Below are 14,697 nucleotides of genomic sequence, written 5' to 3' on the forward strand. Positions count from 1 at the left end.
CTCCTAGTATGATATCCAGGCCAGCAGTTCAAGGGTGTTATACGCAGACGCCCCATATCCAAGGTTGTTGGACGACGCCGAACCAACGCCATTGAACTTGTTGTATACGACATATCGCAAGGAGAAGCGGGTATTCCACCACGGCAGATAGGAAGCCTCTATCCATTCATTGCTGGTGTCCGGAGAACCACTATTGGTGTATGTGGTACCGTAGAGACCGGGGTTGGCGGATCCCCACACATTCCGGTATCCGCCCTGGATACCGTAGTGGTCGTGATACCAATAGGTGGCATTAATATTGAAGAAATTCAAGTTACCGGAGGAGTTCGAAGATATGACATTCCCCGCTCCAAATTGCTGCTGCTCGTTTACCCATGCAGCACGGATCGTCACGTTATTGTTGTCGTTGGTGTCAAGCCATTGGAGCTGAGTATCTAAATCATAATCATCGAAGGTATCAATGGGGCCGCCTGCTTTATTGAGAGTGTTATTTATGGTGTTATCGTACACGCTGGACCACATGCCAAAGGTACCGACCTCCCAGTTCCAGTCACCCCAATCGTGCTGATAGGCAAGACGAACATAAGGGGCGCCCCCTGAAAGTCTGCCCTGGGGGCCAGCTGCAGTAAAGCCGCCAACCGGGTTGACCTGGGTTCCTTGACCGTTGGTATAAACATCGGCGTCTGCGTAGAGCCAGTTTGCCCTGTTTGGCCCGAAGATATCGGCTCCGTAGACACCAACACCCGCTAATGGGTAACCAGCACCTGCTGAACTTTCAATGAATGGCTGAGGTACGTGGCCCCAAGACGAATAGTCTGAGCTAAAAAATGGTGCCTGCCAATCCGGTGTGGTATTCCACAAGTCCATAGCAGTCGGCGTATTGTTGACGTCTACGCCCGTGACCAAAAGATTATTGGTGCCCAACTTCCATGGATGGGTCCAGACAATGCTGGAGTCATCAAAACTAAATCCTCCGGCACCGGCACCACTGCCGCCGCCAGAGTAGGTCAAATGCAGAAACGACCCAATATGCGGAGTGATTTCACCGGCATAGAACAAGCTCACCTGTTGGGGGAACTGAACATTATTGTTGGGAGAAGCACCCGCATTAGAGTTCCCAGGACCAAACACCGCCTGACCGCCACCAACATTGGTCGCCGAAGCCTGCAGAAAAATAGAAAATTGTGATACGCGGGATATGAGCAGACCGACGCTGTTCCCGAACTTGGCTTGGAGTTTCTGTTGCCGTTGCAGGTTTGTGGTCGTGAACCCGAGCAATTTGAACATTCTGCCCATGGGCGTCAACTGCGGGTAGGATGTGTGACAGGCAGCGCACGACCAACCGGTCTGACGCGCAAAGGATGGCAGTGCCCAGGCACCGGAAGACAACGCCATTCCACCAACTGCTGCTAATGCTACGATCAACCTTTTCTTTTTAAAACCAACGGACGATGACACCATAATCCCCTCCATAGCGGTATGCGCTTTCAGGCATATTAGATAAACAAAATACGCTCATGCGCCCGGTCTTCCTGCCAGGCTGGTAACAGCAAACCACAACAACGCGATGCCAATTAATAAAACCTATAGCCAACCAGAATTCATAATGTAGGCTTATGAATTGTTTCTGGTTGGTCTCAACCCGCCCCTAACCAGTGGTGTTGCGTTGCTAACAGCACCCACACGTTCTATTTAGTACAAACCGTAATACTTTGCAACACCTTTTTATGCTCCCATTAAAATACATGGCCAACCCTTCCATGCATTTCACGATCACCTCGCGAGCTACAATTATAATACTCATACAATCAATACGTTGTGAACGCGCATCACGATACGGATCCACTAAAACACAATAACTTAAATAAAGAACATAAGAAAAGAATTATGTGCTAACGTTATTTAAACATGTTAATCTGGCCTTTTAATTATATGCCGCGATCACTAAAATGTCCCAAAAACTGACATGCCAAGATATCTCCACGCCATGCGTCCTCAACACAAAGGTGTTGGAAGAGACATCTCAAGGTCACCGTGATGGGTCGCGGTAGAGGCAGTAGTTACCCACCGCCCCCCGCACAGATCCGTACGAGCGGAATTACCGCATACGGCTCCTACCTCAGGTCATGACGCGAAACCTTTGCGATGGGTAGGGATGAGCCAGTTTTACGGGAGGAAGGTATCGGTTCACTATCGGTCCAAAACGCCGCCAAGACATTCGTACGCGCTGACTGCGTCGCCTTAACGCATGCAGCCATGCGCGAATCACTTCCGTCCGGAAGCCATTCAGCCTATTCATGTTGCCGGGGGACGGCGAAGTACGGCCGCATGACGATCCCCGCCCATCTGCCCCGGGTGGAAGTGCGGCATGATCCTCTGACCTGCACCCGCGGGCAGTGCGGTGGCCTCTTGGAAACCGTTGGAGAAGAGATCAGCGAAAAACTGGATTATATCCCTGGACGCTTCCAGGTGATTCGCCATATCCGCCCCAAACTGGCCTGCCGCCCCTGCGGTACCATCGAAAGTCCGGCATTACCGGCACAGGTGATCGACAAGGGCTTGCCCACGGCGCGCCTGGTGGCCCACGTGATGACGGCGAAACATGTGGATCATCTGCCTTTATATCGGCAGGAAACCCAGTACCTGCGGGCGGGCGTACCGATCTCCCGCGCCACCCTCTGCAGCTGGCTGGGCCAGGGCGAATACTGGATCAGCCTGCTCGCCGAAGCCTGCAAAATGGCCTTGCTGGAAGGGGCTATCCTGCACGCTGCATTGCCATTACAAGGAATTCATCTATTAACAGCGCAACTTCCGCAGCGTGCGTTTCCGTGGAAGTGACAAGATTTTGCAGACTATTTCTTTGCAAGAGCAGCAAACTTATTGCGAATAAAAGCCGATATCCTCTACTTTGCCCTTCACCGCAGGACTGGGCAAGCCGCAGCTTAGAGTTGTCTTGCGCGCTTTGCAGTGGAGGTCATACACCGCCATGCGCGGAAGATGTGCAAGAGCAGCTTGGCATTTGCTCCGCTCCTCTCCATCACAACTCTGGTTGAAACCAAGACTCGATGCCGCCGCCCAGGAGCTCAGTACCGGTACGATCTCCACCAAGGACTTAACATTGGCCACATAAATCCGCAGCACTGGCTCCAAGAGCCGCTGACCTAGCTGGCTACGGTATAGATTCTCGGCCGTGCCCAAGGCTTGGATCCTTCCTTTGGAGTCCAGTAGGGCCACCGACTGAATAGATGCCTGGTCCGGCATTGTGCCCCACTGTAACCGCCAACCATTGGCCAGGGTTACCATGCGCCAAGGGAAGATATTGAAACCATCCAGCAACCGTTGCTCCAGAGGCCCCCCACCCGCCGTTTCCCAACCCTGGGTGAGGCAAGCTAGCTTTGCCTTCTCTAACTTCTCTTGTTGCGCGTAGAGTTCCTTCGTGCGGGCCTTCTCCGTTCGCAGAATGCAGCCATAATCCTTGCCGCACGCATCCCGGCGCTCCAAGTAAGCCTTCTGGGCCGCGATCACTCGCTTCTGGACCGGACTGTCCATGGGAAGGTCTCGCCAGAGATTAATGTAATTGCCGTTGGCCGCACCATCATATTCCATCATTGCTCCAACAATACTATTGTAATGGGTCAAATGGGGATCAGATGCATCACAAATGACTTTCTGAGCCGGACGCAATTTGTCCTTTTGATCACATGACCCGAGATTGGCATATGGCAGGTCCAGTATCGAATTCGCCTGGGCCAGTACAGACATACAAAGTCCCAGTAATACCAGAACTATAGTCAAATATGGTGTATGAGCATTTTCTGACATAAATGTACGGTCAAAGATATTGATGGTTTTGACTATGCTGGCAGTCACATAACGGGAGTGGCTGAGAGCCAATCCCCCCTCAAAGAACTTGAACAAACGCGCCGGTTGGGGGAGCGTCACTTTCCAGCGAAGAAAAGGACCCCGCCAGTGGGCCACAACCTTCTGCATGATCAAAAAACACTTCAGCTTCCGCTGAAGTTGAGTCGCACTCACCTTATTCAGGCGCAGAATTTTTGTTATATGCCCAGCGTAGAAGTCAGCAGCAACATGTTATGTTATAACGTATTATTTATAGTTATTGCTTATCATGTTATCTGATAATGTTAATTTTCTTGCCTTGAGAAAGGGAAGTCAAATAGCTAACGAGTGCTACCATTTTCTTGCTGTTATAAGGCAGCTGTTTACCCAGAAGAGCGTTTTTGATACATGAGTTAACTTGCATATCAAGGGTAATCACCTGCCCAGCCCGTTTGTTATAGTGGGGGAAAGTGGCCGCAGCACCGATGAGGCTGGGTATGGATTTACCATTTGGTAAAATTCCTTCGCTACGTCCACCTCCACGATGACAGGTCATGCAGGAATTACCGCGACTCCCCAGGGATGTTGAGGCAAAAAGTGTCGAGCCGTTTTTGATAGCATTTTGCATTGCGTTTGTCGATGTTTCCGCAGAAGCGGTTACACACCAGAGCAAGGCAGATGCCGACAACGTGCTTATGAGAAAACGTATTTTATATCCCATGAGTAAAATCTCCTTTTTCAACTGGCAACCAACCGGTCTGGCTTTTGTCAGGTAGTTACCGTCCCCATGATTTGACGGGAACTCGTTATCTACACTGGCTCGAAGCCAGGAGCTAACAGTATGGAAGGCCCTTAGTAGTAAAAGTCTATGCTTCAGTATCTGGAAAACAAACGCGCCGTCAACTTTTGAGAGTATAGACGATATTCGTTGTTGACGTGAAGTCGGCATCTGATAGTGGCATAGGCATACATAACAGGATCTGCGCGTGTGTTTATGGATGCTGGCGTCCCTTCCTGGGCAGCCTGAGCGCGTAGGCGGGGATAGTCCTGCTCCAGCCACTGACGGACCGCTTCCGGATTCTGCTCCAACGCTCTTTTGACGGGGCGTTGCGGCGTGAAGCCCCAACGCTCGAGAGACTTGCCAATCAGGCGTTCCTGCAGATCCACACCAAAATGGTCCCGAATCAGCGCACATCGATTCTTTCCATGCCCTAAATTATACCATGCTATGGTCGGGTATTTATGGGCATGTTAACAAGCAAGCTCAGCCTGCCAGCGCAAGCATCAACTGATTGATGCGGGCGACGAAGCCGGCGGGATCTTCTAATTGCCCCCCCTCGGCCAGAATCGCTTGATCCAGCAGCAGTGCTGACCATTCGGCGAAGCGGGTATCGTCTTTTTCGCCTTCTATGCGTGCCAGCATGGGATGGGTGGGGTTGATCTCCAGGACAGGTTTGGTGCTGGATATTTCGTGGCCGGCCTGCTTGAGCAATTGCTGCATGTACAGGGCCATGTCCCGCTCACCCAGGACGATACAGGCCGGAGAACTGGTCAGACGATGGGATACGCGCACCGTCTCCACCCGCTCGCCTAAGGCGTTTTTGATGCGTTCCACCAAACCCTCAGCATCCTTTTCGGTTTCTTCCTGCGATTTGCGTTCTTCTTCGGTTTCGATGGCGCCCAGGTCAAGTGCACCCTTGGCGACGGATGTCAGTGCCTTACCCTCAAATTCGGGCAGATGGCTGGTCAGCCATTCATCGACGCGATCACTGAGCAGCAATACTTCGATGCCTTTTTTGCGCAGCAACTCCAACTGTGGGCTGTTCTTGGCGGCAAGGAAGGAGTCCGCAGTGATGTAGTAGATTTTATCTTGACCCTCGGCCATACGCGCGAGGTAATCGGCCAGCGATACATTTTGCGTGTCCGTATCCGTGTGGGTGCTGGCGAAGCGTAGCAGCCTGGCGATCTGTTCGCGGTTGCTGTAATCCTCGCCCGGTCCTTCCTTGAGTACCCGTCCGAACTCATTCCAAAACGTCTGATATTTTTCTGGCTCTTTCTCGGCCATTTCCTCGAGGAGACCCAGTATTCGTTTCACCGAACCGGAGCGCATCTGATCAATGACTCGGTTACCTTGCAGAATCTCGCGGGAGACGTTAAGAGGCAAATCGCTGGAATCGATCACACCGCGCACAAAGCGCAGATAGCGGGGAAGGAGCTGCTCGGCATCGTCCATGATGAAGACGCGCTGCACATAGAGCTTGATACCGTGGGGATGGTTGTGATCCCAGAGATCAAAGGGTGCTTTGGCAGGAATGAAGAGTAAGGAGGTGTATTCCAGTCGTCCTTCAACATGGTTGTGGCTCCAGGTCAGAGGGTCACCATAGTCGTGGCTGACATAGCGATAAAACTCCTTGTACTCGTCGTCGCTGATCTCGGACTTGGATCGTTGCCAGAGAGCGGAGGCCTTATTGACCGTTTCCCATTCGTCACCAGGTTTGCCGCCTTCGCCTATTTTGCGCATACGGATCGACAGGGGTATGTGATCCGAATACTTGTTGATGATGCTGCGTAAGCGCCATGCGCTGAGCAGGTCCTGGCGTTCTTCCTCGCGCAGGTGCAAGACGATTTCGGTACCGCGCGCGGGCAGATCCAGGGTTTCCAGGGTGTAGGTTCCGGTACCGTCCGACTCCCAGCGAACACCATGCTCGGCCTCCATGCCGGCGCGACGAGTATTCAGGCTGACGCGATCTGCAACGATGAATGCCGAATAAAAACCTACTCCGAACTGGCCGATCAGCTTGGCGTCTTTGGTCTGATCGCCGCTGAGGCGTTCAAAGAATTCTCGCGTTCCGGATTTGGCGATAGTGCCGATATTGGCGATCACCTCGTCGCGGTTCATGCCAATACCGTTGTCTCGCACGGTAATGGTGCCGGCCTCGGGATCGAAATCCACCTCTACCTTGAGCTCGCTGTCACCTGTCAAGAGGGCAGGGTCGGCCAATGCCTCGAAACGTAGCTTGTCGCAGGCGTCGGAGGCATTGGAGATCAACTCGCGCAGGAAGATCTCTTTGTTGGAGTAAAGCGAATGGATCATCAACTGCAATAGCTGATTGATCTCGGTTTGAAATTGCATGGTTTCCTTGCTGGCGGCCATCATCTCTCCTGATGAAGTAACGGGGTTCGCACAGAGAGCGAACGGTTGAATGTAAGCACGCTGAAGGTGGCGCCTGCCGAAGAAAAAATCAAGGCCGCGGGTGCTTCATCCAAAGCAGGCGCTGATGGGGATTCCTCGCGAGAGGACGGGTTCATTATTCAACGCCGCTCCGGCATACATGGCCACATCATCTAAAGTGCTCCGCAATCCTATTGATGGTCTGGTGTATTTCGTTCCAGACATGCTCTGCACCATCCTTTATTTCTTCCCAGCCATGCGCGCCACCTTGACGCAGTTCCTTTAGCTTGTTCTGTGCTGTAACCCGCTGTGCACGATGCATTTCCAACTGGGCGTCGATATTGCGGCGGATATCGCCATCCGCTTTCTTGGCCTTCCTCTTCCATCCGGAAATTTGTTTATCCCATTCCTTGAGTTGCGTTTCGAGATGATCCTCAAATATTTCCTTCGCAGTTTTTTCCTTGGTCGGAATGGGGGTACGACGTAGCATGGCATCTATCTCTTTCTCCGCCTCCACCCAGTCCGCAATCGGATCGCTCTCCTGGAAACCGCGCCGTTCGGCATGGTAATAGGCCGCCTCTGCAATCATCAAATGACGCTGCTCAGGGGAGACCGCCTCGCTGTGTTGATTGGTCATGGTGATACTCCTTTTCAAATGGAATGTCGGAACTGTTTTCATCCCTTGCTGCGAACGCAATTGGGATTATCCTTTCCATCGCTGTAGTCATCCAGGTTCTGGATCGTGGTCCTGGCAATGGTGGTCAGTGCCTCACTGGTAAAAAAGGCCTGATGGCCCGTGATGATGACATTGGGAAAAGTGAGCAGCCGTTCGAAGCTGTCATCGCAGATAATGTCATCGCAATGATCCTTAAAATATAATTCTGCCTCTTCTTCATAGACATCCAGACCCACAGCACCCAGATGGCGGCTTTTCAGTGCCGCAATGAGTGCCGTGGTGTCGATGAGCGGACCACGGCTGGTATTGATCAGCATGGCACCGTCCGGCATCAAGGCGAACCGTTCCGCATTCATCAGATGCCGGGTTTCCGGGAGCAGCGGCACATGGAGGCTGACGATTTGGCTTTTGACGAGCAATTCTTCCAGCGGTACATATGCAACGCCGAGTTCCAGGCACGCGGGATTGGCGACTGTGTCGTAGCCCAACAAGTGGCAGCCCATACCATGCAGAATCCGGGCGAGTGCCTGGCCAATTTTTCCAGTGCCGATAATGCCTACGGTTTTGCCATGCATGTCAAAACCCAGCAAGCCGTCGAGGAGAAAATTACCGTCACGCACCCGGTTATAGGCTTTATGCAGGTGTCGGTTCAGGGTCAACATCAGGCCGACGGCATATTCAGCCACCGCATAAGGGGAATAATCGCGTACCCGCATGACGGTGATGCCGTACTTCTCGGCCGCAGGCATGTCCACATGATTGAACCCGGTGCTGCGCAAGACCAGTAGTTTAGTCCCCAAGCGCGCTATGGTTTCCAGTGTTTTTGCGTCCAGCGTGTCATCCACGAAGGGGCAAATGGCAGGGTATCCCTGGGCAATAAAAGCCGTATCCGCGCTCAGTGCGGTTTCAACAAATACCAATTCGTGGCGTCCATGGTTGGCGGCGCTGAGGAATTGTTCATCGTAAGGGCGAGCACTGGTCACCAGACAACGCATAGCACCTCTCCTTCGCTGTACTCATCAGCACACGGGGGATAAAAGATTCCTACGTCAAGGATAGTCCAAAACATCAGGTAAGATTGAGGAGACCTCCGGCTTTAACCGAACGTAGATTTGACATGGGCGAACGACTGCGTTCAGTCTTTAACTGTCATCAGGTCGTAAAGACTACTACAGCAGCCGGTCGTCCGTGGGCAAGGCCTCGCCGCGGATCAGAAAAAGTTGCTGCCCGCGACACGGACTATAACCTCTTCACAGCTCACCCCCAGGCACGCCGCGACCATGCCTGCGCCATTCACAGCCCTGTCCGCAGCATCTGTCAAGCAGGTCCGGCCGCCCGTAATTCAGGGAAACGCCGGGATGATGCTTTATTGTCCGTTAACAATAACACCTGTTAACGGACAATAAAGTATCATCCTGGATCAGCCGTATCCCATTGATTCTACGTTTTGAACAATTTCCACGTTTCACGAAGTATCATCCTGAGTAACCCCACCGCCTTTGCCGACCCGGTGATGGTGGACAATAAAGTTTCATCCTGGCGCCTACGGGCATCCCTTGTGCTTGCGCTACACCCAATGACACATAAGCAGCGTAACCGGTCATCCAGAAAGCGGTGGTCAGTACGCTGCGCGCTCGGGTGACTTTTAGTAAAATCATCATAAAATTATTTTCCTCATCGGTTCAGAGAATCCACCAAGTCAGGTCGCATTTCTCGATAGCCGTAGGTGAATAAGCGCAATCCGATTTCCTTTCCTGCCCTGCCGCTCCTCAATGGCGTAAGGTTGAAATCCCAGCTTCTGATAAAACAGTAAACCGGCAATATTTTGATTGAAACACGACACTATTATCTCGGCCGCCTGATGCTTTGAAAAAGCAAGGGCAATCATCTGTTCGATGAGATAGCGGCCCACCCCGCGCCCACGGGCCGCCGGGGAAACGATGACATTGCCGATGGAGCAACGGCCGCCAGACTCCCAGCGATAGAAATTGGCAAAAGCAATGACTTCACCACCAAGCTCGACTACGGATGAATCTGAACGCTGCGCTATGGCATCCCGTAATTGCGAAGAAGACAACGGGAATTCCGCCTTTGGGAACAAGAAAAATAGTTCGTCTTCACTTTGTGGAAACCCGCAAATGATTTGAATGTCTTTCTCGTCAACGGGGCGATGCGTCAGCGGCATGGTCTCAAGCGCCCTCATCGGGGCAGGAAGCAACCTCTCTGCCCCCCACACCGCTGTGCTCAGCCTGTAGACCACCAGGTCTGTTGCCACTGCAGCAAATTGCTATATCGTTCGTTGATGAATCTCCCATTGTTTCATCTCCTCTTCGATAAAGTGGTTCACCAAATCACTGTACATCTTTGCGATTGCATCCGGATTCAGGCCTTCTAATTGCGCCCATTCACGGCGCATCTCAAGCATGGCCTTAAAGCGATCGGGTGAACGGACCGACATTTCGGATGTTTTAAACTTTGATGCCTCAATAACATATTTGAATCGTTTCCCGAGCATTGCAATGATTGCACGGTCAATGCGGTCTATCTCTCGGCGGACGTCGTCCATTCCGGAACAGGCTTCCGGCTCTACTTGCCTTTCAATATTCATTCTGCACCATGGGTTATTTGGCTAATAAAATTATACTCGGACTAACGCCAGACAATGCTCAGGGGATTTCAGGTGCTCCATCCGCAAGATATTGGCCCCGCAAGCTTCCACGAACGCAGCGTCATGGCTCGCAAACAGCGCCAACCCCTCCAGACCACGTAACCTGATGCACTGGGCTAAGATTTCTCGGGCATGATTGTCCAATCCATTGCTCGGCTCATCCAGCAGCATCACCTGCGGGTCGCCGATCCAGGCCGCGCTGAGCATGAATTTTTTCTGTGTGCCCAGCGACATGGCACTGAAACGGGTCTGCAGGTGCGGGTCCAGTCCGAATTGGGCGATCAATTCCAGAATATCCGGACCGACCCTGGTCTTTTTGGCCATGGCGACGAAATCCAGCAGGTCACGCCCAGTCATGAAAGGATAGATAGGGCTTTCATCAGGCGCGTAGGACAGCCCTTGCCGCGCGGGCAACGGTGCCGTCTGGAGGCTGACGTCATTTATCCAGACCTCGCCCGCGTCAGCCGCAATGGCCCCTGACAGGATGCCCAGCAGCGTGGACTTACCGCTGCCGTTCGGCCCCTGCAGGGCATAAACGCCTGGAACCAGTTCGCCACGGATGTCCTGGAAAATCCGGCGCCAGCCAAAGGACTTGGTGATCCCCTCGAATCGCAACATCGTCTTACTCCTATCGAACCACGGCCATCGCCGCGCCCGACCATGTACCGGCCAAAATGACCCCTAGCAAGACCGCTTGTCGTCCCCCATGCACCAGGGGCAAACGCAGCAAGGCCAATAGGGCGAAGTAGGCCAAGGCGAGTGTCGTGTCGACAGACGCGTTGAGATGGATCAACATCGGAGCCAGCAAAACGGCCAAGGGTAAAGCACCGAAGGCGGCGACAAAAGCCGTATCCTGCAAGCCCCAGAACCTCTTTGGCAGGGGGAGCGTATGGAGATAGGGCTGCACCGGTCGATGTGCGGACTGCAGGATGCGATACAAGCCACTGGCGATCAGCGCGATGGCCGCCATGCCGAGAATGGCTGTGGGCAGGGCGCGGGCGTCGAACGCGAACTTCTGCATCAGCCAGTCTGCCGCTAAGGCCAGGGCGAAAACGCTCGCCGTGCGCAACACCGTGCCTCCCGGATGCCGCACCCAGAGTGCTTGCGCCTGGATACGCCAGGCTGGAGGCAGGAAGGAGAAAAGTCGCCGTCCACAGGGAAGCAATTGGGTTACTCGACGGCGGACCCACGTCTGGAGACTGGCCTGAAGGGGATGCCGTAAGACGATAAACGACGCGCCAATCAGCAAAGCGCCACTCAGAGCAAGCCAGCTTGCCGGATCGACCGGGCGGCTCAGGCTCCAGCTCAGCAGAGCATCAGCCAGCCCGAAGATTAAAAGTGCGGCAAGCTGTCGCTCCAGCGCAGCGAGTTCGGCGAGCAGCACCAATCCAGTCATCACGCATACGGTGGCAACCAGGAACGGGGTCGCCGTTGCCCCGAGCAAACCAGTTGGCGCGACGACGACCAGCGCCACAACGGGGACCAGCAAGAGACTGTTGGCGGGAAGGAGCACCGACAGATCAGCCCGGCGCCGCTGATTGACCGAGAGAGGCAGGGATCGCGCATAGACCATGAACGCGCCACCGTCGAGGTGGCGGCGCTGCACCATGACCCAGGCCAGCGCAAGCCCCTGGATGGCCACGAGGCGCCACCAGTGCCATAGCACATCGTGGCCAACATGCAGCGCGGCCAACAGGGGATAGCCCAGGCCCATTAACAACTTGCCGACAGGCATCCCGCCAGGAACCAACGCGCCCGCCAGTACGAATACCTGCCAATGCCGCAGCAGCACGCGGCCCGTGGCCAGGGCGTACCAGCGCAGGCGCAACAGGGTCAGGTGGCGATACATATTCCAGGTTGTTCAAGCTGTCTTGCCGTTGCCATGGCCATGCCTCCCGCTGGCATGAAGTGGTCAGAAAATCATAGTGCAACTCAAGCGGCCAAACCACCCGCTACGTGACCGTTGGCTTCGTAAATCATCCGGTGGACCGCAATGATTTGACGAAGTGGTGGCCGACGATCTGGTAACCGTTGCGCTGATAAAACCTGTGCGCAGGATGATTGGTGACGTAAGCATCCAGCACCATGATTTCGCAGCCCTCTTTGTGCGCGTAGTTCTCTACCCAATCCATAAGCTGTTGACCGATACCGACACCCCGATACTGTGGGGCGACGATCACGTTGTCGACGTCCAGATAGCGTCCACACCAAAAACGCGTTCCCAGCGATATACCCGCCACACCGATACAGCAATCATCCGTAAAAGCGGCAGCGCATCGATATCCCTGTGCGGTCATATCCTGAAGTCTTTGCGCGAGTACATCTGGCGGCACGCCAGGATTGAGTTCCTGTACCAGCGGCAAGGTCATTGCCAGTTCATTCTTCGCCAACAGTCGAATCATCATCTCGGGTAGCAATGGTCCACGCTCGGCAATCATCCCTCATGCACTGCAAAAAAACTCATAGGGGCCCGCCAGATCCAGCAGTTGAATCCCTGGGAATACCAGAAAACCCACGGTAATCGTCATTCGGGATGGTCCTGTTTGCCGTCTTTCAGGCTGGCCAGAACATATTCAGCCATGGACCCGGAGTCAATCTGCTTTTGCTGCTCCAGGTGCGCGACGACACTGTCACGGTTGCCAACCGGCTGGTTCTGACTGATTTTCCACTTACCCATCCAGCGGGAGATGGAGATTTCTATGCCCCCCACCTGTTGGATGAGCCGCTCCGTAAAGTCCTGGGGCGCATCCTCCACCTGCCAGGGCAGGGTAAAGCCGTTCTCCTGCTGCGCGGTCAGGGCGACCATCTGTTGCCGTACCCAAGCGGAGTCGTCTCTGACCTGCAGCGGCCCGTAGGCATGAACGACGGCATAGTTCCAGGTTGGCACCACTTTGCCGGTTTCCGCCTTGGTCGCGTACCAGGAGGGGCTGATGTAGTGTTGCGGCCCCTGAAAGATGACCAGCACCTCATCGTCCGAGGCGCCTCTCGCCACAGGGGATTGGCGCGTGCCACATGGCCTTGCAGCACCGGTTGCGGTCCTTCGTCGGGTGCGAGGTACAAGGGAATATGATTCGCCTCCAGACTATTACCGCCCATGCTGACCAGTGTCGCGAGGGGATAACACTGAATCAGTGCCCGCAGGATTTCCGGGCGGTTTTCTGCAAATGACTCAGGACAATACAAGTTCGGCCTCCTGTCATTCCATGTTCGGCGCTGCAGACTCACTTACGCACAAATCTGCGGCGGGTGGGCGGGCATCAATGGGATGGCTCCGATACTGCGATATGTTTTGCAGTTTTTCCATGGCGGTGAGCAAATCTGGCCAGGGCTCTGCCCAAACCTCCGGATAGGTCCGCTCGCCGTCATACCTCGACGAGAAAGCAAGATTTTCTTGTCCGGGCGTGAATTCGCAGCGGATCCCGGGTTTGCTGTTGCCGCGCGCATCACAACGGTACCAGCCCCGGTCATCCAGCCAGACCGCGGTGAAGCCGTGTGTACAGTAGGGCGGATTGGGGCCATCCAGCGTCAGTCGTTGATAACAGAATCCCGCAGGGATTTGGTTGGCGCGCCATAAGGCCACGAGCAGATGACTTTTCGCGGTGCATAGGCCAGTGCCTTGCTGCAACACATCCGACGCTGCGCAGGTCACTTCTTCCCGGTGAAAATCCATGCTGTGTTCGATGTGATCGCGTACCCATTCGAAGCAACGCCTGGCGGTTGCCGTTGAATCGTCAGAGGATAAGGCGGCCGCCAACTTACGGATATCGGCATGCGCATAATCTACGGTGGCACTTTCCATCAGGAAGTGCGGTAACGGCTGGGTATCGAATTTTGCGAGCTTCATAAATTTCCTGTTATTTCTGCGTGGGTTCGCGCAACACACGGATATCTGCCATATCCACCAGATTCCATTCCCCATTATTACGGTACAGGCGTTTATGCTGATTCGGGTAATCCACGACATCCTGATCCAGTCGCTGACCGATGACCAGGCACACGAGTGTTTCCGTTCCATCGTTGCTGATGCTGTGCGCGGCTGCATGGCAAGGAAAACCGACGAAGTCACCTGGGGCGATGGGATACTGATCATTCTCCATGGTGAGCGTGCCCTTACCAGACAGCACGTACACGGCTTCTTCTTCATAATGATGCAGGTGGTACTCGGTACTCTCTTTACCCGGCTCTATCTGGATGAGATGTATACCCATGTGCCGAAGGCCTACCGCATCGCCTAAAGACTTATTGATACGAACAGCGCCGGGATTGAGGAAATGGACCTTATGTTCGCCCTTCATCTGACTGATTTCCTGCGCGGTGAGCAGCAGTTTTCGGGTATCCATG

General features: G+C 54.0%; 15 protein-coding genes and 2 pseudogenes. 1 reads left to right on the top strand and 16 read right to left on the bottom strand.

What is annotated here, in order from left to right; translation table 11 throughout:
• Window positions 1–3: 3 nt before the first annotated feature.
• Window positions 4–1,461 carry a hypothetical protein gene (locus AFE_RS14445; protein ID WP_012537628.1) on the bottom strand — a complete coding sequence of 486 codons (1,458 nt, stop codon included), beginning with the start codon at window positions 1,459–1,461 and terminating at the stop codon, window positions 4–6.
• 861 nt (window positions 1,462–2,322) lie between these two features.
• On the opposite strand from AFE_RS14445, the pseudogene AFE_RS14450 reads away from it, so the two are divergent.
• Window positions 2,323–2,769: pseudogene (locus tag AFE_RS14450) on the top strand (IS66 family transposase zinc-finger binding domain-containing protein); the annotation flags it as partial.
• Window positions 2,770–2,877: 108 nt separating this feature from the next.
• Here AFE_RS14450 and AFE_RS14455 read toward each other — a convergent pair.
• The 15 genes and pseudogenes from AFE_RS14455 to AFE_RS14510 all read right to left on the bottom strand — a co-directional run bounded on the left by AFE_RS14455 (window position 2,878) and on the right by AFE_RS14510 (window position 14,696).
• Window positions 2,878–3,990, bottom strand: a complete 1,113-nt coding sequence (locus tag AFE_RS14455) for a lysozyme inhibitor LprI family protein (protein WP_012537629.1) — start codon at window positions 3,988–3,990, stop codon at window positions 2,878–2,880.
• A 142-nt stretch (window positions 3,991–4,132) separates the two neighbouring features.
• Window positions 4,133–4,561: a cytochrome C gene (locus tag AFE_RS16285; protein ID WP_146235849.1), complete on the bottom strand. Its 429-nt coding sequence runs from the start codon at window positions 4,559–4,561 to the stop codon at window positions 4,133–4,135.
• A gap of 152 nt (window positions 4,562–4,713) precedes the next feature.
• The gene (locus tag AFE_RS17140) at window positions 4,714–5,070 is read right to left on the bottom strand and encodes a helix-turn-helix domain-containing protein (RefSeq protein ID WP_371741686.1); all 357 of its coding nucleotides are present in this window, start codon (window positions 5,068–5,070) and stop codon (window positions 4,714–4,716) included.
• Window positions 5,071–5,104: 34 nt separating this feature from the next.
• Window positions 5,105–6,994: a molecular chaperone HtpG gene (gene htpG / locus AFE_RS14460; RefSeq protein ID WP_012537630.1), complete on the bottom strand. Its 1,890-nt coding sequence runs from the start codon at window positions 6,992–6,994 to the stop codon at window positions 5,105–5,107.
• Window positions 6,995–7,181: 187 nt separating this feature from the next.
• On the bottom strand, window positions 7,182–7,649 hold the full coding sequence (locus tag AFE_RS14465) for a DUF2934 domain-containing protein (protein WP_009562387.1): 468 nt from the start codon (window positions 7,647–7,649) through the stop codon (window positions 7,182–7,184).
• A 38-nt stretch (window positions 7,650–7,687) separates the two neighbouring features.
• Complete coding sequence (locus AFE_RS14470; protein ID WP_009562388.1) at window positions 7,688–8,683, bottom strand: 2-hydroxyacid dehydrogenase; 996 nt, start codon at window positions 8,681–8,683, stop codon at window positions 7,688–7,690.
• 704 nt (window positions 8,684–9,387) lie between these two features.
• Window positions 9,388–9,873: a GNAT family N-acetyltransferase gene (locus AFE_RS14475; RefSeq protein ID WP_009562839.1), complete on the bottom strand. Its 486-nt coding sequence runs from the start codon at window positions 9,871–9,873 to the stop codon at window positions 9,388–9,390.
• 102 nt (window positions 9,874–9,975) lie between these two features.
• Entirely contained in the window at window positions 9,976–10,296 is a 321-nt protein-coding gene (locus AFE_RS14480; RefSeq protein ID WP_009562838.1) for an isochorismate lyase, read from the bottom strand.
• A gap of 30 nt (window positions 10,297–10,326) precedes the next feature.
• Entirely contained in the window at window positions 10,327–10,974 is a 648-nt protein-coding gene (locus AFE_RS14485; RefSeq protein WP_009562837.1) for an ABC transporter ATP-binding protein, read from the bottom strand.
• A gap of 10 nt (window positions 10,975–10,984) precedes the next feature.
• Window positions 10,985–12,205, bottom strand: a complete 1,221-nt coding sequence (locus AFE_RS14490) for a hypothetical protein (RefSeq protein WP_012537631.1) — start codon at window positions 12,203–12,205, stop codon at window positions 10,985–10,987.
• A 127-nt stretch (window positions 12,206–12,332) separates the two neighbouring features.
• The gene (locus tag AFE_RS14495; RefSeq protein WP_012537632.1) at window positions 12,333–12,794 is read right to left on the bottom strand and encodes a GNAT family N-acetyltransferase; all 462 of its coding nucleotides are present in this window, start codon (window positions 12,792–12,794) and stop codon (window positions 12,333–12,335) included.
• Between the two features lie 86 nt (window positions 12,795–12,880).
• Complete coding sequence (locus tag AFE_RS14500) at window positions 12,881–13,348, bottom strand: FMN-binding negative transcriptional regulator (protein ID WP_236608968.1); 468 nt, start codon at window positions 13,346–13,348, stop codon at window positions 12,881–12,883.
• An 8-nt stretch (window positions 13,349–13,356) separates the two neighbouring features.
• A pseudogene (locus AFE_RS16870) lies at window positions 13,357–13,581 on the bottom strand (FMN-binding negative transcriptional regulator); the annotation flags it as partial.
• Window positions 13,553–14,200 (bottom strand): transglutaminase-like domain-containing protein, encoded by a 648-nt coding sequence (locus AFE_RS14505; RefSeq protein ID WP_012607637.1) that lies wholly within the window; start codon window positions 14,198–14,200, stop codon window positions 13,553–13,555. The gene AFE_RS14505 and the pseudogene AFE_RS16870, both read right to left, overlap by 29 nt.
• Before the next feature lie 10 nt (window positions 14,201–14,210).
• A complete protein-coding gene (locus AFE_RS14510) occupies window positions 14,211–14,696 on the bottom strand; it encodes a cupin domain-containing protein (protein ID WP_012537634.1) in 486 nt (161 codons plus the stop codon).
• Between the last annotated feature and the right edge of the window lies 1 nt (window position 14,697).

The organism is Acidithiobacillus ferrooxidans ATCC 23270, from assembly GCF_000021485.1.
Taxonomy (GTDB): Bacteria; Pseudomonadota; Gammaproteobacteria; order Acidithiobacillales; family Acidithiobacillaceae; genus Acidithiobacillus; species Acidithiobacillus ferrooxidans.